The sequence below is a fragment of the Alphaproteobacteria bacterium genome, assembly GCA_024244705.1.
Classification (GTDB): Bacteria; Pseudomonadota; Alphaproteobacteria; order JAAEOK01; family JAAEOK01; genus JAAEOK01.
In genome coordinates this window covers 1-18,451 of the sequence record JAAEOK010000081.1, presented here as the reverse complement: position 1 = coordinate 18,451, position 18,451 = coordinate 1, and the positions used below count along the sequence as shown (strand labels likewise).

General features: G+C 61.0%; 18 protein-coding genes. 7 read left to right on the top strand and 11 right to left on the bottom strand.

Annotated features, from left to right (window positions below; genetic code table 11):
* Window positions 1-14: 14 nt before the first annotated feature.
* Window positions 15-791, top strand: coding sequence for an SDR family oxidoreductase (locus GY791_15010; protein MCP4329735.1), 777 nt, complete (start codon window positions 15-17; stop codon window positions 789-791).
* Between the two features lie 53 nt (window positions 792-844).
* Here the strand turns inward: GY791_15010 and GY791_15005 are convergent, their stop codons facing one another.
* From GY791_15005 to GY791_14990, 4 genes are all read right to left on the bottom strand, one after another.
* The gene (locus GY791_15005) at window positions 845-2,086 is read right to left on the bottom strand and encodes a TCR/Tet family MFS transporter (GenBank protein ID MCP4329734.1); all 1,242 of its coding nucleotides are present in this window, start codon (window positions 2,084-2,086) and stop codon (window positions 845-847) included.
* Window positions 2,087-2,220: 134 nt separating this feature from the next.
* On the bottom strand, window positions 2,221-3,585 hold the full coding sequence (locus GY791_15000; protein ID MCP4329733.1) for an MFS transporter: 1,365 nt from the start codon (window positions 3,583-3,585) through the stop codon (window positions 2,221-2,223).
* 149 nt (window positions 3,586-3,734) lie between these two features.
* Window positions 3,735-4,247 (bottom strand): hypothetical protein, encoded by a 513-nt coding sequence (locus GY791_14995; protein MCP4329732.1) that lies wholly within the window; start codon window positions 4,245-4,247, stop codon window positions 3,735-3,737.
* Between the two features lie 43 nt (window positions 4,248-4,290).
* Window positions 4,291-5,226, bottom strand: a complete 936-nt coding sequence (locus GY791_14990; GenBank protein MCP4329731.1) for a LysR family transcriptional regulator — start codon at window positions 5,224-5,226, stop codon at window positions 4,291-4,293.
* A gap of 108 nt (window positions 5,227-5,334) precedes the next feature.
* Between GY791_14990 and GY791_14985 the strand changes: the two genes are divergently transcribed.
* Window positions 5,335-6,501, top strand: coding sequence for a YbfB/YjiJ family MFS transporter (locus GY791_14985; protein MCP4329730.1), 1,167 nt, complete (start codon window positions 5,335-5,337; stop codon window positions 6,499-6,501).
* Between the two features lie 78 nt (window positions 6,502-6,579).
* Here the strand turns inward: GY791_14985 and GY791_14980 are convergent, their stop codons facing one another.
* Window positions 6,580-7,590 carry a hypothetical protein gene (locus GY791_14980; protein ID MCP4329729.1) on the bottom strand — a complete coding sequence of 337 codons (1,011 nt, stop codon included), beginning with the start codon at window positions 7,588-7,590 and terminating at the stop codon, window positions 6,580-6,582.
* Between the two features lie 331 nt (window positions 7,591-7,921).
* Window positions 7,922-8,335, bottom strand: coding sequence for a cupin domain-containing protein (locus GY791_14975; GenBank protein ID MCP4329728.1), 414 nt, complete (start codon window positions 8,333-8,335; stop codon window positions 7,922-7,924).
* Between the two features lie 147 nt (window positions 8,336-8,482).
* Between GY791_14975 and gcvA the strand changes: the two genes are divergently transcribed.
* Window positions 8,483-9,436 (top strand): transcriptional regulator GcvA, encoded by a 954-nt coding sequence (gene gcvA / locus GY791_14970; protein MCP4329727.1) that lies wholly within the window; start codon window positions 8,483-8,485, stop codon window positions 9,434-9,436.
* Window positions 9,437-9,445: 9 nt separating this feature from the next.
* Here gcvA and GY791_14965 read toward each other — a convergent pair whose 3' ends face one another.
* The gene (locus tag GY791_14965; protein MCP4329726.1) at window positions 9,446-10,516 is read right to left on the bottom strand and encodes a glycosyltransferase family 2 protein; all 1,071 of its coding nucleotides are present in this window, start codon (window positions 10,514-10,516) and stop codon (window positions 9,446-9,448) included.
* A gap of 108 nt (window positions 10,517-10,624) precedes the next feature.
* On the opposite strand from GY791_14965, the gene GY791_14960 reads away from it, so the two are divergent.
* Window positions 10,625-12,157, top strand: a complete 1,533-nt coding sequence (locus tag GY791_14960; protein MCP4329725.1) for a hypothetical protein — start codon at window positions 10,625-10,627, stop codon at window positions 12,155-12,157.
* A 9-nt stretch (window positions 12,158-12,166) separates the two neighbouring features.
* On the opposite strand, the gene GY791_14955 is transcribed toward GY791_14960, so the two are convergent.
* Together GY791_14955 and GY791_14950 are read right to left on the bottom strand one after the other, a co-directional pair.
* Window positions 12,167-12,322 carry a hypothetical protein gene (locus tag GY791_14955; GenBank protein MCP4329724.1) on the bottom strand — a complete coding sequence of 52 codons (156 nt, stop codon included), beginning with the start codon at window positions 12,320-12,322 and terminating at the stop codon, window positions 12,167-12,169.
* 270 nt (window positions 12,323-12,592) lie between these two features.
* On the bottom strand, window positions 12,593-13,945 hold the full coding sequence (locus GY791_14950) for a hypothetical protein (GenBank protein ID MCP4329723.1): 1,353 nt from the start codon (window positions 13,943-13,945) through the stop codon (window positions 12,593-12,595).
* Between the two features lie 498 nt (window positions 13,946-14,443).
* Here GY791_14950 and GY791_14945 point away from each other — a divergent pair, with 498 nt between their 5' ends.
* Together GY791_14945 and GY791_14940 are read left to right on the top strand one after the other, a co-directional pair.
* Window positions 14,444-15,022, top strand: a complete 579-nt coding sequence (locus GY791_14945) for a pilus assembly protein (protein ID MCP4329722.1) — start codon at window positions 14,444-14,446, stop codon at window positions 15,020-15,022.
* The gene (locus tag GY791_14940; GenBank protein ID MCP4329721.1) at window positions 15,019-15,573 is read left to right on the top strand and encodes a pilus assembly protein; all 555 of its coding nucleotides are present in this window, start codon (window positions 15,019-15,021) and stop codon (window positions 15,571-15,573) included. The genes GY791_14945 and GY791_14940 overlap by 4 nt, the downstream gene beginning before the upstream one ends.
* A gap of 179 nt (window positions 15,574-15,752) precedes the next feature.
* On the opposite strand, the gene GY791_14935 is transcribed toward GY791_14940, so the two are convergent.
* On the bottom strand, window positions 15,753-17,033 hold the full coding sequence (locus GY791_14935) for an aminopeptidase P family protein (protein MCP4329720.1): 1,281 nt from the start codon (window positions 17,031-17,033) through the stop codon (window positions 15,753-15,755).
* A gap of 256 nt (window positions 17,034-17,289) precedes the next feature.
* Between GY791_14935 and GY791_14930 the strand changes: the two genes are divergently transcribed.
* A complete protein-coding gene (locus GY791_14930; protein ID MCP4329719.1) occupies window positions 17,290-18,138 on the top strand; it encodes a hypothetical protein in 849 nt (282 codons plus the stop codon).
* 117 nt (window positions 18,139-18,255) lie between these two features.
* Here the strand turns inward: GY791_14930 and GY791_14925 are convergent.
* On the bottom strand, window positions 18,256-18,451 hold a 196-nt coding region (locus tag GY791_14925; protein ID MCP4329718.1), incomplete at its 5' end, for a nuclear transport factor 2 family protein.

Here is an 18,451-nt window from a genome sequence, read left to right as displayed (position 1 = left end):
AACCCATGACAGACATGTTGGCCGGAAAGACCATTGTCGTGACCGGCGCCGCGTCGGGCATCGGCGCCGCAACGGCGGCGGAACTCAAGCGCCAGGGCGCCGCCGTGATCGGTGTCGATCTCACTCAAGCGGAGGCCGTCGATGAGTTCTTCCTCGCCGACCTCTCCGACCCGGAATCGATCGACGAACTTGCCGCCGCGCTGCCAACCGCGCTCGACGGCCTGTGCAACATTGCCGGACTGCCGCCCACCTTCCCTCCCGAACAGGTGCTGAGGGTCAACGTGCTCGGCCTCAAAAGGCTGACCTATGGCCTCGTCGAAAAGTTCGCCGACGGCGCCGCGATCACCAACCTGGCGTCACTCGCCGGCAGCGGCTGGGCCGATTCCATCGAAACCATCGACGCCCTCGAAGCGGTGGATGATTTCGATGCCCTCGCCGCCTTTTGCGCGACCCACGATGTCACCGGCGCGCGCAGCTATTTTCTCTCGAAGGAAGCGATCGTCGTGTGGACGATGCGGCATAGGTGGACGTGGCGCGACCGCGGCATTCGCATGAATGCAATCAGCCCGGGTCCGGTGGAGACGCCGATCCTGGCCGATTTCCTCGACTCCCTCGGCGATCGGGCGGCGCGCGTCATGGCGCTGATGGATCGGCCCGGCCGCCCGGCCGACATCGCGCCGATCGTGGCCTTCCTGCAATCCGACGGCGCGGCATGGCTACGCGGCGCCAACCTGACCGCCGACGGCGGCATGGCATCGCACATTCTGTGCCGCGAGCACGGTCTCGAATAAGCGCTATTCGAAGGCCGATTCGGCACCCCGATTCGAGACCCCAATCCGGTGGTTCACCGCTGATCCAGGGCGCGGATATCGCCGCCGCGCCACAGGGTGAAGACCAGGACCAGGGCGAGGATCAAGCTGGCCATCGAAATGACGAACGGCAAGTGGATATCGATCGACATCATTTCGCCGCCGATCACGGAGACGATGCCGGCACCAAGGGTGTAAAGCGCCACCGTCACGCCCATGACCCAGCCCTGCTCGCTGTCGTCGACGGCGGCCGAGAACATCGTCAGCGCGGTCGGGTAGTAGACCGCGAAGGGGACGATGAACAAGATGATCAGGACATAGGCCAAGAAGGGCGACGGATTGACGATCGAAAGCGCCGCCGCAACCGCCATGACCGCGAGACTGACGATGATAGTTTGCGTCTTGTCGAAGCGCGCATTGATCGGCGCGACCAGAAAGGCGCTGGCCAGGCCGAGACCGGCACCCATGACGATCAAGGAGAGGGCGTTCTGCAGGGTGTCGAACTGAAACCGGCTGTAGAAGTAATTGTCCATGAACACGTAGAAGCTGTTCAACGCGAGTTGGGCAAAGAAGAAGACAAGGGAAAGCTTGAGAACCGTCGGCCGCTTGGCGGCGGTCCACAGCGTCAGAAAGACCTCCAGGGGCCGGATTTTGAAGGGCCGCCGCTCTCTCTTCTGGTTGTGAAAGAAAACGATGATCAGGGTCATATTGACGACCACCAACAGGGCGGCACAATAGAACGGCAGTTCGAGCGAGGCGAACTCGCCGAGCAGGTCCGCGTCCGACAGCAAACCGCCGATCAGCGGCCCCGCGACCAGACCGACGCTTATGGCCATGACCACGAGGCCCATGAAACGTGCCTTTTGTTGTTCGTTTTCGCTGATGTCGACGAGGGCGGCCTGGGCGATCGGCTGGTTCCCGGCGGTAAAGCCGGTGACCGCGCGCGCGACCAGCAACAACGCGAGGCTGTCCACCTCGAGGGCCGCGATGGTCAGGATATAGCCCAGCAGGTTGCCCGAAAGGCAGATCAGGATGCCTTCCTTGCGGCCAATGAAATCCGAGATCTTCGAGATATAGGCGGCACCGAGGAACCAGCACAAGAAGAAGATCCCCATGGCGAGGCCGAAGTCGAACTGGCGAACGGCCACCGTCGTATCGGCCGGCAACAGGTCCTGGGCCGGGTCCATGATGATCGTGTTGAGGATGGGAATGACTAGGCCCTGGCTCATGACATCCAGGGCGACCACCATCAGCAGCGCAAAGCCGGCGATTTTCACCTTGGTCCACCCGGTCGCTTGGGCAGCCGATCCATGGCGCCCCTCCCCTGTCAGGTCTGATTGAGACTCAAGCCGCGATCCTAGTCGAGGGTTAAGCTCGGGCCTATACCCCACCGACGCCGGCGGCGAGGCGTTTAGAGAGCCTGGTCTTGGCCCGAGCGCTCGATCGTGAAATAGGCCAACGCCAAGGCCGCGCCCATGATCCCCGCGGTGGCCAGAAACACGACTTGGAAAAACCCGGTCATGACGAGCAGCGTGCTGCCGACCGCCATCCCGACGGCGCCGCCGAGAAGCCGGGCGGTCACGCCGATACCGCTGGTCTGGCCTTGCTTCTCTACCGGAACGACATTTGCCATCGCTCGCAGGGTCGGTGCATAGCAAAAGACCATCCCTACGCCCCACAGGACCAAGCCCGGTACCAACGCGATGTAGCTGTCCCATGCCGCGGCGAGGCCGAGCCAAAACATCGCCGAAGTGGCCACGACCATGCCGCCGACCACGGGCAGGCGGGAGCCGAATTTGTCGGCGACCCGACCGACCGGCGCCGACATGACCGGAAAGGCCACCACCGAAACCAAGAGGGCGAGCCCGGTCTCCAGCGGGCTCATCGCGAGCGCGTCCTGAAGGTAGAGAGCGCCGAACACGACGATCGTGATCTTGCTGAATTGGCCGACGAAGAGCACGAAATTGCAGGCGCCGAACGAGGCAACGCGGAACAGATCGACCTCGATCAACGGCGCGTCCCGCCGGCGCTCGATGACGGTGAAGAGCGCGAGGACGATTATGCCGCCGGCAAGAAGCGCAAGGATGATGCTTTGCGTCCAACCCCACGCGGCGCCTTGCATGATGGCAAAGATCAACATGCCGAGTCCGGCCACCAGCGTCACCAACCCGCCGAAATCGAAGCTCGGGCGTGTACTCTTCCGGGGCGGGTCGACCCACAGCGTCAATACGATCAGCGCGATCAGCATCACGATCGGGACGTTGATCCAGAAGATCCAGCGCCACGAGACGATTTCGGTCAGGAAACCGCCAACCAATGGGCCCGCCGCCAGGAACGTGGTGCCGATCGCGGCCAGGACACCCATCGCCATACCGCGCTGCTCCTTGGGGAAGACGATCATGATCATGGCAACGGTAGACGGGAAGATCACCGCCGCGCCCACGCCCTGGATGGCGCGAGCCGCAATAAGGAACGCACCGTCGGTGGCAAACCCCGACGCCAGCGAGGCGAAGCCGAAGATTGCCACCCCGACAATCAGCAGTTTCTTGAAACCGATGATGTCGCCCATCTTGCCGCCGGCTGCGGCGGCCCCGGCAAAGACGAGCATATAGGCGCTGATCACCCAGTGAGAGGCGACCTCGGACATGCCGAGATCCCGCCGCACGGTCGGCAGCGCGACGCCGACCACGGTCTCGTCCAACATGATCAAACCGGCGACCGCCCCCATGGCGATCAATATCCACCACTTGCGGCTTTCGTCGGTGATTCGAAGCATCGTTTTACATCAACTCCAGGACGTCGACGGACCGATCACGGGAACACGATCTGGTTATTGCAGCACTTCCCTCGTCCGCTAAGCCCGAATGAATTCTCCACGGAATGGATGACCGCGACGTGATCGGGCCAGCCTCCGTCAATAATCTATCAGGGTCGGTTCCAGCTCCCGACAATCGTCACATGGTCGGTCCAGGTGCGGGCGGCTTGATTCCTCGGCCCGACTCTTCGCTCGATATCGAACGATCCTCTAATACCGACATATTTTCCGGTGCCGCCGAGAAATTCGCCGGTGCCCGTGCCTCCTTCGCCGTCGGGCGCGCAAGCGCATTCCTCTTGCGATACTTCGAAAATCTTGTCGCCGTCGCTATCGGTGTTCTCGCAATGGATCTCGGCGATGCTGATGCCATGCGACGTCTTACCCTTGGAGACGCATTTCGATGTCATGCCATTGAGAAGTCCGGTCCCGACAAAGATGCCTTCGCGGCGCGCGATCCAGACCCAGTAGCTATGCGCGACGGGAAACCCTTCCCACGACCCGTCCTGTTCGATTGTGACTTCGAACTTTCCCTGTTTCGGCAATTCTCCCGCCGGCGATTGACCGGCACACAGCACGCATACGAAGCAAAGAATGGCGAGTAGGAATGAATGTTCCGCTCGCATGGTGTCCACTCCTTTCGACAACTCAAACTATCGGTTCGGGAGGTCAGGTCGCAACCGCCTGCGGCAATTTCGCCTCTGTCGGTGCGGTCGCGGCGGGCGCAGCTTTTGAACTTCGAAACGTCGGCAGGAGTTCCCGGAGTGCGTCCAGTTTGGCCGACGTGTATTCCTTGCGCCACGCCAGCAATGTCTTGATTTGGGATACCGTGTCCGGCAGCGCGTAACGCTGGAACTGGCCCTTGGTGGATACGATATCGAGAACGGATTGCGGGACCACGGCGTAGCCTGTCCCGGCGGAAACGCAGGCGAGAATGGCAAGATAGGAACTCACCGCCATGATGCTGCCCGGAACGATGCCGGTTTCCAGCAGCCAGCGCTCGAGATAACGGCGATAGGCACAGCCCGCTTCGAAGGCAATGACCGTCTTGCCGCTGATTTCGCCAGTGTTCTCCAGCGGCGGAAAGGCGTGCGGAGCCACCAGGATCAGCCGTTCCTCGAACACCGGTTGTGTCTGCACCCAGTCGAAGGAGACAGGCTCGGCGGCGAATGCGATTTCGATGTCGTAATTGAGCAGACGGTCCATCAGCCCGCCGGCGGTATCGGTCACCAGTTCGATCTGGACGTCTGGATAGAGTTCATTGTAGCGTGAGAGTATATCGGGCAGCCGGGCGGCGGCCGTGCTTTCCATGGCGCCGATCCGAAACACGCCGCTCGGCTTGCCCACTTTCAAGGCTTCGGAAACCTCCATCGACAATTGAAGAAACCGCTCCGAGTAGGCCAACAACAGTTGCCCATCGGGCGTCAACGTGAGGCCCCTGTTCTGACGTAGAAAGAGGGTTTTCTCCAATTGCTGTTCCAACTGTTTGATGCGGGTGCTGATATTGGACTGCACCCGGTTCAGCTTTATCGCCGCCTTGGAAATGCTGCCCTCGATTGCGACGGTTCGAAAGATCTCAAGGGCGCGCAGGCTCAGGCCGTGCATAGATATCTCCAATTGAGAAACCAAAATTCCATTTTATTCATTTTTTTAAATGTATCGCGGCAGCTATAGTGGAGGCAAGCCCTGAAACGACAGGCCCCAGGGGGCAAGATGTCACCGCAAACGCCAACCTTTCGGATCGTCCTCGTCGGCCTGAGTTCGTTGGCGATCGCCATGGGAATCGGCCGCTTCCTCTTTACTCCGCTGTTGCCCCTGATGCAGGACGACGGATTGGTGAGCATCTCTGACGGCGGCCTGTTGGCGTCGATTCATTTCGTGGGCTACTGGCTCGGCGCCGTCTTCGCCGTCAAACTCCCCTGTTCGCCAAAGACCGGCCTTCGGTTTTCGCTGATCGCCATCGGCCTCGGCACGCTGGGGATGGGTTTGACGGACAACTTTATTGCCTGGTCGATTCTACGCTGGCTGTGCGGCGTCTGCAGCGCCTTCACCCTGGTGCTGGTCAGCAACTATTACATCAAGCATTTGGCTAACATCGGTTATGCGGAGAAACAGGGATGGGTCTTCTCCGGTGTCGGGGCCGGTATCGTCGTCGCCGGTTTGGGCACCCTACTGATCATGGTCGGCCGGATCGACAGCGCGGTCAGCTGGCAAATATTTGGAGTCGCGTCGTTGGTTGCGGCGATCGTAATCTGTCTGCGCCTCGGTCCCGAGCTCGCCGATTCCCGCTTCGACGCGCAACAACAGAAATCACAACGGAGCCCATTGGTCTGGAGTATCGTCATTGCCTACGGCGCGGCCGGTATCGGCTACATAATTCCGGCGACCTATTTGCCGGTCATGGCACGCGACATCATATCCGACCCGCTCTTGTTCGGCTGGGCTTGGCCGGTCTTTGGCGCGGCCGCATTCCTGTCGACGCTTTTCGCGGCAGGAATTCAACGGCGCCATTCCAACCGGCAGGTCTGGGCCGCGAGCCAGATCGTCATGGCGGTCGGGTTGTTGTTGCCGGTCATCTATCCGCACATCCTCACGATCATCATTGCCGGCATCTGCGTTGGCGGCACATTCATGATCATCACCATGATGGGAATGAAGGAAGCGCATCGCATTGCGCCCGTTCACGACGTCATGCGCCATATCTCGGTCATGACGGCGGCATTCGCGAGCGGGCAAATGATCGGGCCGCTGTTCGCCAGCTCGATCTTCGACCTGACCCAAAGCTTCTCGCTTGCGCTGGTGTTGACCAGCATCGCCCTCGTCATCACCGGCGTCGCCTTGTTGGGTCGCTCAGCGAGCAAGGAGGTTCTGCCCACCTAGAGCACGATGTGTTAACGAACAAGTCCGATCCGGCCAAAAGGCCTTCCCAATCTTCCGGAGTGCGCGGTCGGCCGGGGGCTAGGTGTCGGCGGTCCGACGCCGAGCGTTTTGCAGTGCCGAGACGGCATAGGCGGCGACCAGCAATGCGATGAGAGTCTCCCGGTACTCGGTTAATTCCCAGGCCCGGACCAAGGAGCCGCTGTGAGTCAAGAACACGACCTGGGCGGCGGCGCACACCGCCGCCACCAGCACGCACCAGTACCGCAGCCCGGTCTCGGCGACGCGTGCCAAGTCGATCACAATAATAAGAGTGCCCCAGGCGGCGAACTGCATCGGAACCGTGGTCCACATCTCGGACTGCAAGAAGGCCAACGGTGCGGCGACGATGGCGAATGCCGGTACCGGTACCAGGGCAGCGGCCAACGGCGGCCAGTCGGATCTGGGACCGATCGTTGCGTACGGCAGCAGCACGAACGCAAGCAACATCGAGGAATAGTAGGCTTGCTCGGCGGGGAAGGTGAAGAAATTGTGGATATTGAACTCGCCCTGTCGGTTCTCGTCCATGAATTCGGGCGTATCGAATCCCAACAGGCGTTGACCCCATGATACTTCCTCGAGGAATATCAGCATGAGTACCGCGCCGATCAGGAAATAGGGCAGCCGAGCGCTAATCGGCCACCCCAGGACCATGAATCGACCGCGCCCGGTCCACCCTATGAAGATCAATGTGAGCCCGGCGACCACAAGAGCGAATGCGGAGACGTCCTCGATGAGCTCGTCTTCCCGGGCCATTAAGAAAAGAACCCCGGGATCGAGCACCAGCAAGCAGGCCGCGCCTCCGATCATCACCAGACTCGCGGCGCTCAGAGCCGCGTAATAGGGAAAAAAGGTCGCAAGCGGCCGCCGATCATGGCGCAGCCGGTCCGGCCTGACCGCCACGACGGCACCGGCCGCGGCCATCGCAATGACCACGGAGCGTACTAGCGTCGAGCCGGAAGATATCACCGGCCACTTGTCCCACGGCAGACGGGCATAGGCCCAAAAATCGAAAGCCATGACCGCGATAACAAGAGCGACGGAAACAAGCAACAACCCGACGCGTATTCGATGAACCCGAGATCCCACCTTCGACCCGTGACAATGCCAAGCAACCGGGGCAGCTATTGGCTCTGCGGGCATTCGCAACCCCGGCCCGCCACCCTAGATTACACATGTCGATTTGACAAAGGATGGGGTACTGCGGGACCGCGCGATACGTCATAGCGGAGACGGTCGATATCAAGTGATGCTCGCCGCACGAGCACGAGACAACGACGCCGCAGTCAAAGCCGTGGCAACGGAGGTTTCTGGAATGCGCGCAATTGCGTTTCAGAGCGGCACACGTGTGGTCGAGCGATATGAGCTCGATCAGGCCACCGGCTTAGCTTGCCGGCACGATGTCGCAAACGATCGCGGTCGCCGGCGTGTCGCCACGGTTCCAAAACCAATGGATTGTCACCTCGTCTTCAAGGATGCCGTTTGGATCGGAAGCCTTGTACGCGGTTTCACCGGAGGGACGGCCCTCGACCCAGGTCCCGTCGATCACCTTGACCAGGCCGGGCCGCGTCTCATGACCGTGCTTGGCGATTTGCCCGCCGGGCTCGATCGTGATTTCGCGTAGTTGCAACTTGTACCCGGTTAACCCGATCTGCGCGTCCATGGAGGTCTCGGGTATGACACCGAGGGCATCGACCTGAAGCCCCTTGTGCTCGCTGGGAGCAGCCATTTCGGCGATGCTCTGAGTGCCGGCGACGCCCAAAGCGATTCCCGTAGCGACGGAGAAAACGACGACCATGCAATAGCCGAATCGACGCTTGTGACCATTTGCGATACCCATCTTGACGCCCCTCGCTTGGTTGATGTTGCGAAGTAGGGTAGAATCGCGATCGGTGGACTGGCAAACGATCCTATCTAATGTCCACATGAGCAGGATTCATTTCGGGTGAAACGAACGTTACCGCCGTTCACAGCCGTCCGCGCCTTCGAATCTGCCGCCAGGTATTCGAGCTTCAAGGACGCGGCGGAAGAACTCAACGTCACCCAATCCGCCATCAGCCATCAGGTCAAGGCGCTGGAAGAGTTTCTGGGCTCTGCCCTGTTTCACCGCGGCAACAAGGGGGTCGGCCTGACGCCCACCGGACGCGCGTATTTTGATGATGTCACCTCGATCCTCGACCAACTGGACGCCAGCACCCGTCGCAGAAGGGACTGCGAAACCGACGGCCCGCTGAATGTCCGCTCGACGCCAGCGTTCGCGGCGCGCTGGCTGGTGCCGAAATTGAACCGATTCAATTCCGCCTATCCCGATATCGAGCTCTGCATAACGACGACCATCGCGACGACGGACTTCCGTAAGGACGACGTCGATGTCCTGCTCCAATACGGACAGGCGTCGGCTTCGGGTTTGCGGGTGGACTCCTTCTTGTCGTCGTCTCGCGTACCCGTGTGCAGCCCGAAAATGCTCGAAGGCGCGCCGCCGATCCAAGACCCCGATGACATTCTGCGCCATACATTGTTGCGGGATGTTGTCGGCGATGGCTGGGATGACTGGTTCGAACGCGCCGGCGTTCACTGTGCGAAGCCGCCACAAGGACCACATTTCGAGCACTGCGACCTCAGCCTGCGGGCGGCCGAGCAGGGACAGGGCATCGCCCTCGCCTACAAGGCGCTCGTCGCCGACGAAATCGCCCAGGGCGTCTTGGTAAAGCTGTTCGAGTTCGAGACGGAGCCCAAGGTCATCTATTCGGTAACCTGCCCGAAAAGTTGGATCAATCGGCCGAAGATCGCGGCGTTCCGGAATTGGCTTTTCGAGGAGGCCGGTGAAATCGACGCCCCGGCCAGCACGACGCCGTCCGAGAGCAGCGATTACATTCCCGCGCTTCCCTATCCCAATTGATCGGGGCGGTCAGGAACCCGGTGCCGGCGGCTCTTCGCACCCGATGGCGGAGCGAAGGAACCGGGGCAGCCAGCGCGCGTGCGCAAGGCCAAGGCAGATGAGCGCGGTCATGTTGAACGGATATTCGCGCAAACCCCTCCGAAGATACCGGCGTGCCGGCGCCCAGGACCGTGTCCTGAGGCATTCGTAACCTTTGACGCAATAGGCCTGCGACCGCGATCGCCGTTCGAGGCGGCGCAACTCGCCGGCGCCGAAGGTCCGGCGAACTTCCGGCGTCCCGTACATACGCCGTATCATGGGATCGAATTCGTCGATATTCACGGTTCCCGACGCCTCGGCCCGCCGACCCCAATTCCGTACCAGGCTGTCGCTCCGCAAGCGGTAGTCGAGCACGATGTCGTCGACCTCGCGAAACGTGGTCACCGCCGCCAACAGAACGCAGAAATACCAATCGCCGGCGCCAAGGTCGCCGCTGGGATAGTAGCCGACGCGGGCGAGCACCGAACGCCGAAACGCCGCCTGGCCGAAACTCGTGATCGGACAAGCGGCAAGCACGCGCCGCAAGACTTTGCCGTTCATACTGCGCCGCCACCGCCAACGTAATGGCGCCCCGATCACCTGGCCGTCCTGGCCGCACAAGGCGCGGCGGCCGAAGACCAGCCCGATATCCACGGCGGCCGCGAACGATCGCCGAAACGCCGCCAACGCATCCGGGCGCAGGCGGTCGTCGCCATCGAGGACAACGACAAATTCGCCACGCACCCGCGACAAGCCGTTTTGACGAGCGGCACTCAATCCCTGGTGGCTCTGCGGCACGACCCGGATTCTCGCGTCGGTGAACGCGCGCAGCACCGCGTCGAGGTTATCCGTGGATCCATCGTCGATGATGAAGAGTTCCCAATCCGGATCGGTCTGCGCGAGGACGCTTTCGATCGCTTCGGCGATATAGTCGGCCACGTTATAGGCCGGCATCACAATCGAGAATGCGGGCGATTGGCTCGGCACGCATGTGACCTCGCCGGCGGCAACGTCGTTGTCGGGGTCAAGCGCCGGGCGCGGAATTGAGAATGGTGCAGACATCAATACTTTCGAAGGCTGGTCCCCCATGGTTTTATAGGCAGTGGGTTCGGCTCGCGCCAGCGCGCTGGCTGGCCGAACCATCCTGAGGGGACCTGGTGGGGATGAACCATGGGCGAGCAAAGCGGTAACCGAGCGCCCGGGACCGACCGCGTATTGTTCGTCGGATTCGACGGCATCGAACCGGATCTGGTGAGAGAATGGGCCGATGCGGGGCATATGCCGACCTTCGAGGCGATGTTGGAACGGTCGGCCAGGATTCCCTTGGACCCGCCTTGGGGCCTTGGCAGCGGCGCCATGTGGCCGAGTATTGTCACCAGCCTTAATCCGGGAAGCAATGGAACCTTCTTTTTCCGCCACCTGGTGCCCGGGACCTATCGCACCAAACCCATAGACGACAGCCACATATCAGGCATGCCGTTTTGGGAGGCGGTGAGCCGGAGCGGCCGACGCACCATCGTCGTGGACGTCCCCAAGATGCGCCCGTCGCGCGGCCTGAACGGCCTGATGATCTGCGATTGGCTCGGTCACGGTGAGATCTACGATCAACCGGTCAGCGAACCGCCGGAATTGATCGAAGACGTCATCCGCCGCTTCGGTGCCAATCCGACGGGCCCTTGCGATATCACCGGACGGACGCCGGAAGAATACGAGCCGTTCGTAACTGCGATGCAACGCCGAATCCGGATGAAAACGGCATTGACGCTCGATTTGATGACCGGGGAACAGTGGGATCTGATGGCGTCCTCGTTCACCGAGTCGCATTGCATCGGCCACCACTGCTGGCATTTACACGACCCCGACTTTGTCGATTACGACGCCGCCACGGCGGCGCGCCTCGGCGACCCCATCCTGACCATATACAGAGCGCTCGATCACGCGCTCTCGGAAATCCTCGCCGCCGCGCCGGAGGATGCGGTGGTCATGCTGCTGCTGGGACCCGGCATGGGGCCCAATTACAACGGCGAGCGCGCTTTGGACGAGATATTGCGCCGGCTCGATGGGTGTCCCCTTCCCGCCGCGCGGAAAAACCTCGCCCTGGCCAAGACCGCCTGGCGCATATTGCCGGTCGGTATGCGCCGCAGGTTCAGCCGCGTGGCCGAGAACGTCGACGAGCGGTCCCAGGAAATAGACCGTGCCAAGCGCCGCTTCTTCATGATCCCGGGCAATCACAGCCACGCCGCCATACGAATCAACGTCACGGGGCGAGACCCAGAGGGCCGGGTCGCGCCGGGGGCGGAGTACGATGCGGTCTGCGGTGAATTAGTAGCCGCGCTGGGAGAACTGGTCAACGCCGAAACCGGCAAGCCGGTGTTCACGGAATTTCGCCGTGCCATCGACGAATTCCATGGCCCGCGCCTCGATATCCTGCCCGATCTGATGGCCCAGTGGGACCGGACGACGCCGGCGACCCGCGTTGCCTCGGAACGGGTCGGCGAGGTCGCGGGCGAATTCCGCGAATTCCGCAGCGGCGACCACACGATGAATTGCGAATTGCTGGCCCGGACGCCCGGCCTGCCGGCCTATGTCAGCAACCGCCGTCACCCGACCGAGGACGTCGGCGCGACCATTGCGGGGTTGCTCGGTGCGGACTATCCGGGTGCCGAGGGCCGGCCGATCGAGCGCCTGGTAGCGGCGCGTTGACGGCAGTGCCTATTCGAGAGGCTTGCGGAACAGCAGGGCAAAACGGTCGGTGTTGCTGGTGACGGTCTTGCGCCCGACCTCGTAACGCAACTCGTCGTCGGGGCGGAAGAACAGGTCGGCGTAGTCGACCAAGTGAAATCCCGCCGCTTGCACCTCCAGGATCACCGCGACCGGATCGGCGCGGCGGCGATTCTCGCCAATTCACCGCTTCCAAGTGACGATGCGCGTGGTCGAAGTCGCCATATGAACAGACCGCACAGACGACGGATGGCGCCTCAATGCGAGTATTCTGTTGGCGGCCATCACGAAATCAGAATGGCAGCCAATCTCGATGCCAGGCTGATAGCGGTGACAGATCTATTTCTCGGGGTCGATTTTGCCCGCCCCTGAATGATGAAATGTGCGACCGGTTCGCGCCCGGGCGCGGGAGCCGGTTTACCGTGATAGCCGCAGCTCGGACAGGTGGTTCGCGACTTCCTGGAAGATTTCGGCGAGGGCGTCCCCATCGGGAGCAAAGTTGTAATAAGGCGAATCCGGGCTCGTCGCAACTCCCTGCAGAAGGGTGGCCAACGTGCCGCTATTGTAGCGGAACTGAACGACATAGATCAGAACACCTTCGGCCTTGATTCGGGTTGCGAGCTCGGTAAGTCGGGGATCCATTCCGCCGGCGCCGGCAGATGTGCCAAGCCCAAAGACGGCGTTATAGGCATCGCCGGAACCGCCCTGATGTTCGCCGTCCGTAAGCAGGATGATCGCCTGCTGCCGCGGGAAATCCGGGTCGGGGTTGGCCTCGGTGAACGGAGCCTCCGGTTTCAGCACATGCCACGCCCAGAAAAGTCCGCCAACTATGTTCGTGACGCCGACTGGGCTGGTCAATCCACTGACTGCATCGAGCATTGTCTGCTTGGTGTTATCCAATGGCGTGATGCCATGATCAATACACGCGCGGCAATCCGTCCAGTCGCCCGGAACATGTCCAGTGCAGTTGGAGGGTCCCGGTACGGGTTCACCCTCCGGTCCGATCGGCTGCCACGCCATCCATTCCGTGCCGTTCCGGTCGACCGGGCCGTAGTAGAGGTCGGCATCGTTGTCAGCATCTCCGTCATCGAGATAGCGCGCATAGACACAGCCCTGCCAGTTGGCCGGCGGCGCGCTCAGAAACGGAACGGGCGAGTTGTTTGCGTAATAGACAAGGGTCTGATCAGCCCCGGTTACCGGATTCGTGAACTCCGGTACGACAGACGACGTCGAACCGGTAAAAGCGACACCGTCGATTGTCACATTGGTTTTACCCGCCCAGGGTGCGACAGCCATGTTGAGGAACGGCTTGTCGGGGTCATCGCCGAATAGGATATTGACAAGTTCGGTCGCAGCCGAGCGTGCGGCTTGAATTCGTGACGTGCCCGTACCGGTGCCGTCGTCCCAGGTCATCGACGTCGACATGTCGACGGCGAGCACCAGATCGAGCAGTTGAGTGCGACGGGTCACCTCGGTAAACGCGGCAACGGTCATCGTCGGAATGCCGAGCACACGCATGAATGTGGTGTTGACCGTCGCGGTCGCGTTCAATTGGATGACTTCGTTGTCCTCGGAGACCTCAAAAAATGGCCCATCGATACTGGCTGTCATGTAGCCGGGCGGCAGGTTAGCGTCAAAGAACATTTGGATGTCCGCTCCGAGCGTGTCGGAAAAGATGACCTTGCCGCCGGCGAGACCGGCCGCGTCGAGGGCGCTTGAAAGCTGTGATTTCAGCAAATAACCCCGACCAAGGTCAATCGCCAACCCCATCAAGCCGATCAAGGGAACCAGGGTGAGAGCAAGAAGAAGAAAGGAGACACCACTGCGATCTCTTGCGAGTTCGTGTGATTTCCCTACTAGCCACCTATAGGTCCGAATCATCTTTTTCTTCCCGATTTAATTGCCCCTTAATGTTTTTCGAGCTCAAATACAATCAAGGTTAATCGCCGGTCTTCGCTGACGACTTCGCCCTTGAATAGCGGTAGAATGTAAAATATATATTAAGAGAGTATAGGAGAACATGATTTCAAATAATAAACAAAAAAATAGAGAAAAGTTGTATAAATATTTATGAATTTTAGGTAGTTATTAACGTCGTGGGTATTTTATGGTTTTGTTTATTTGCCGGCGCAATTCCGGCAAGTTTGGGAGGACTGGCTCGAAGCGGCGTCGTATTCGATGTTCAGTTCGGTAATTCGCCGGTTCATGACGTTGCCAAGTACCGGCACGGGTTGGGTGTAGTTAACAATGGGTAGACATCTAAATCGCTTGCGAGCGATCGCTCGATGCGGCCGGGGCCACGCTCTGGTTGAATTCGGACTTGTCGCACCGGCGCTGTTTCTTGCCATGATCGGTATCATGGAAATATCCCTGATTCTCTTCGTCACCGTCCTCATGGAAGGCGGGCTGCGCCAAGCATCGCGATTTGGCATCACCGGCTATCTTCCTGAAGGCACGACGCGTGAGGAGATGGTGATCGATACCGTCGCTGAGGCTGCCGGAGGGCTTATCACAATCGATGACGCGCATCTGACGACCTACGTGTATCCGAGTTTCGACGATATCGGAAAACCGGAGCCATTCGAAGACGACGACGACAACGGTATCCAGAACGGGGAAGAGTCCTACATCGACATCAACGGCAATGGTCAATGGGATGCGGACATGGGCGCGGCGGGTCTTGGTGGTCCCGGGTCAATCGTTCTCTACACGATCAACGCGGAATGGGAGTTCATGACCCCCCTGTTTGGGCTCTTCGCCGGAGAAAACGGAAAGATACCATTACGCGCCAGCCTCGCCGTTCGCAATGAACCTTATCCGGAACCCGTAGAGGAGGAAGGCGCTTGACCGTATTTCGCCGGTTCGCGAATGACGGCCGCGGCGTTGCACTCGTCGAGACCGGCTTTGTGATGATCCTCCTTATGACAATGATTCTCGGTGTGGTCGAGATCGCCCGCTTCGTCTTGCTGAATCAAAAGCTCGACAGGGCCGTCGTAACGTTGGCCGATCTCGTTTCTGTCGGCGAAACAATCTCGGTAGACCAAGTAAACGATCTCATGAACGCGGTCCAGTTCGTGATGCAGCCGTTCGAATTGGGTGGGGATGGGGTTGTGCTGCTGAGTTCAGTTGGAGCTACCGGCGGCGGGGCTCCGATGGTTAATTGGCAACAATCCGGGGCCGGGCAGCTCACGGCCAGCAGTCACATCGGGGCGCCCGATGACGAAGCCACGTTGCCTTCCGGACTGATCATCCGAGACGGAGAAAGCGTTATAATCGCCGAAATCTATTATCAATTCAGGCCGCTCATGTTTTCGAACGTCGGCGATTTCGATCTTTATTACACTGCATATTTCCGACCTCGATTAGGCTTTCTGACCGAGCTCGAAGGGCAAGAATAGACGCGCCCCGGAAGCTGGCGAGTTTTTCCATTCAGGCGGCCTCTTAGGCGTTGACGAGCGGCATTTCTCCAGCAGCACGCAACATAGTGTCCCTGTGGACCAGTTCGAACCTGGGCCGAATTCGATAACCGTCATTCACAGTCCTTGTTCCAAGACGCGCCGGCGGGTGCAGACCCACATCAATCGAGCAACCTCTCGTCGAGCGGAAATGTCGACAGCAATTCGTAACCGTCTTCGGTCACCAGCACCTGTTGCTCGAGCTTGACGCCGTCGCGCTCGCCGACCGCGCCGACATAGCTCTCGACACAGATCACCATGTCCTTTTCGATCGTGCCGTCATACGGCGTCGGTCCGCGAAAGACCGGATTGACGCGCGGATACTCGTCGCACATGCCGGCGCCGTGAATGACGCAGGTATAGGCGTTTTGATGAAACTCCTCGGGCTGGACCAGGGCGCGTTTCTGAAATTCGCTAAACGCGATGCCGGGCCGGACGAGTTTCAGGTTGTGTTCGATTTCGGCGAGCGCCAGCCGGTACAACTGCTTCTGCCTCGACGTGGGTTTCTCCGGCCCACAGTGAAACGTCCGCGATATATCGGCGAAATATCCGAACGGGCCGATCAGATCGGTGTCGACTCCGACCAGATCGCCCGATTCGATGCGCCGCTCGGAGGCCTCCTGACACCACGGGTTGATGCGCGGACCGGAGGCGACCATGCGCCCATCCTGCCAGTCCCCGTTGCTGACGATGTTGATGTGGTTGAGCAGCGCCAACAACTCGAGCTCGGTGATGCCCGGTTTCAAAACCTCGCTTAATCTGGCGAGGCCGCGTTCCGCCACCGTAATGGCCAGCCGCATACAGGCGATCTCGTCTGCCGATTTGATGACCCGGGCCTGTTCCGCCACCGCGACCCCGTCGATGACCTCCAGCCCGCGCTGCAGGAGCGCCTGGGTAAGGCTCGGGTTGACATATTCCACGGCGATCCGGCGGTTGTCGGTGCCGAGTTCGTCGAGATAGGCCACGATGTCGTCGGCCAGCAGCCGCGCCCCTTCGGCCAGCCCGTCGCCGCCATCGAAATACGATAGGGGTCGCGGCTGCCGTGCCACGTCGGCATTGGGTGACGGGCCATAGGCGCCGTGAATGACGACCGGGCCCTCGACCGGCACGAACAAATAGGTCGTCGGGATGTGCGATTGAAAGAGCGCATAGGTGCGATGGTCGACCGCATAACGCAGGCTGATGGGATTTACCAGCACGCACATCGCAGCCCCGGCATCAAGCAGGCACGTCTTGATTCGCGCCATGCGATAGGCGCGGAGCCGGTCGAAATCGATTTCCGGGATCTCCCGGTCGCGACGCAGGTCGCTCCAGTCGCCGTCGAGAAACGCTTGGTCTGCGGACGCCCAATTCACCGGTGATCGCCTTTTCCGGGCCGCCGCCGCGACATACCGCGAGGCCATCGGGTCACGAACGTGATGAGCATTGGTCAATCCCCACCGAGAACCTTGCCGCCGGCCGATGCTCCAAAGCGGCCGGCCGCGGTGCAGCGTAGGCTCGGATGTCGCAGCGGGGCAAGGCCCTCGCCACGCCGGCCATCACGGCGGTGGCGATTTGACAACCGGCCACCAATCGGCGGCTGTCCTTTTGTACCGCCGCCGCCGCGTGCTAGACTGATTTCCGGATGTCGACGATTGCCGACCGCGAAGAGGTTGGGCAATGACACAATGGCACCATGAACGCGCATCCACGCATCGAATCGCTTCGGTTTTATTCGTTGCGTTGATTCTGTCGGCCTGTGCGGTCGACTACACCAAGCCCGGAAATAGCGGCGGGACGACGCCGACGAACGTCAAGCGGGGCGTCACCTACGACCAGTCGCGGCTGCCGCCGACGGTGGGGGTTTGCGGTCAGACCTATTCCGGCCGGGCGACGGTGCGCCAACAGGTCTTTGCCTGCGCCGGCTACGACTACACCGACCTCTACGATCGCGCGCTCGCCTCGGCCAGATTTCAGACCCAGCGCGTGACCTGCCCCGAGGCCTGTGCGCCGAGGCACGACTGGATCGATTTCCGCCATTGGTCGTGCGTCGACCTGTTCCGGCCGATGATCGCACACGCGGCCGTGGAGACGAAAGCGATCTGTCCGCGGCCCCAGGACGCCAAGCCGGCCGGTCTGGCGGCACCGGCCGCCGGTGCCCTGACCCGGGCGCCGAACGACGAGAACGGACCGGCCAGCGGCCCGATCATCGTGGTCGAGGAGATCGGCGACGCAACCGCGGTCGCCTGCCCGGCTACCGACAACTCGGAGTTCGAATATTCGGAAAACGTGGCGACCTGCCAGGGGGTCAATTATCAGCCCTTCGTGCAACGCGCCGTGCGGCTGGCGACGCTCCATGACCAGAGCGTGCCGTGCGCGACGGGCTGCGCCAAGGCGCCGTTCCGCGCCCTCAACACGGTGTGGACATGCGAGCCCCAGCCCGACAACCAAGGGGTAGTCCGTCCTAACAATCCGGGCATCGTTCGGGTCAAAGTCTACTACGCGATCCAATGCGTGCGGTCGCCGTGAGGATGGGCGGCGGGCCGGTGTCGTCACCAAGAATTCCGGGCCCATCGCGGTAGAGGCGACGGCGGTCGTGGCGATCCCACCCCACCGGTTATCGACGGCGGCTTCAAGTATCGAATATTATGGGGTCGTGGCGGCGAGGATCTTTGCGGTGTCGTAATACTCGAAGAACGACACGATCTTGCCATCCTCGAAACGCACGACATCGACCTTCGGCGTCTCGAAGTCCTTGCCGGTTGCCCGGACCCGCCACGACGTCGAGCCCACGGCGACGACCGTGTCGCCTTCGGCGATATACCGGCTCACTTTATAGTTG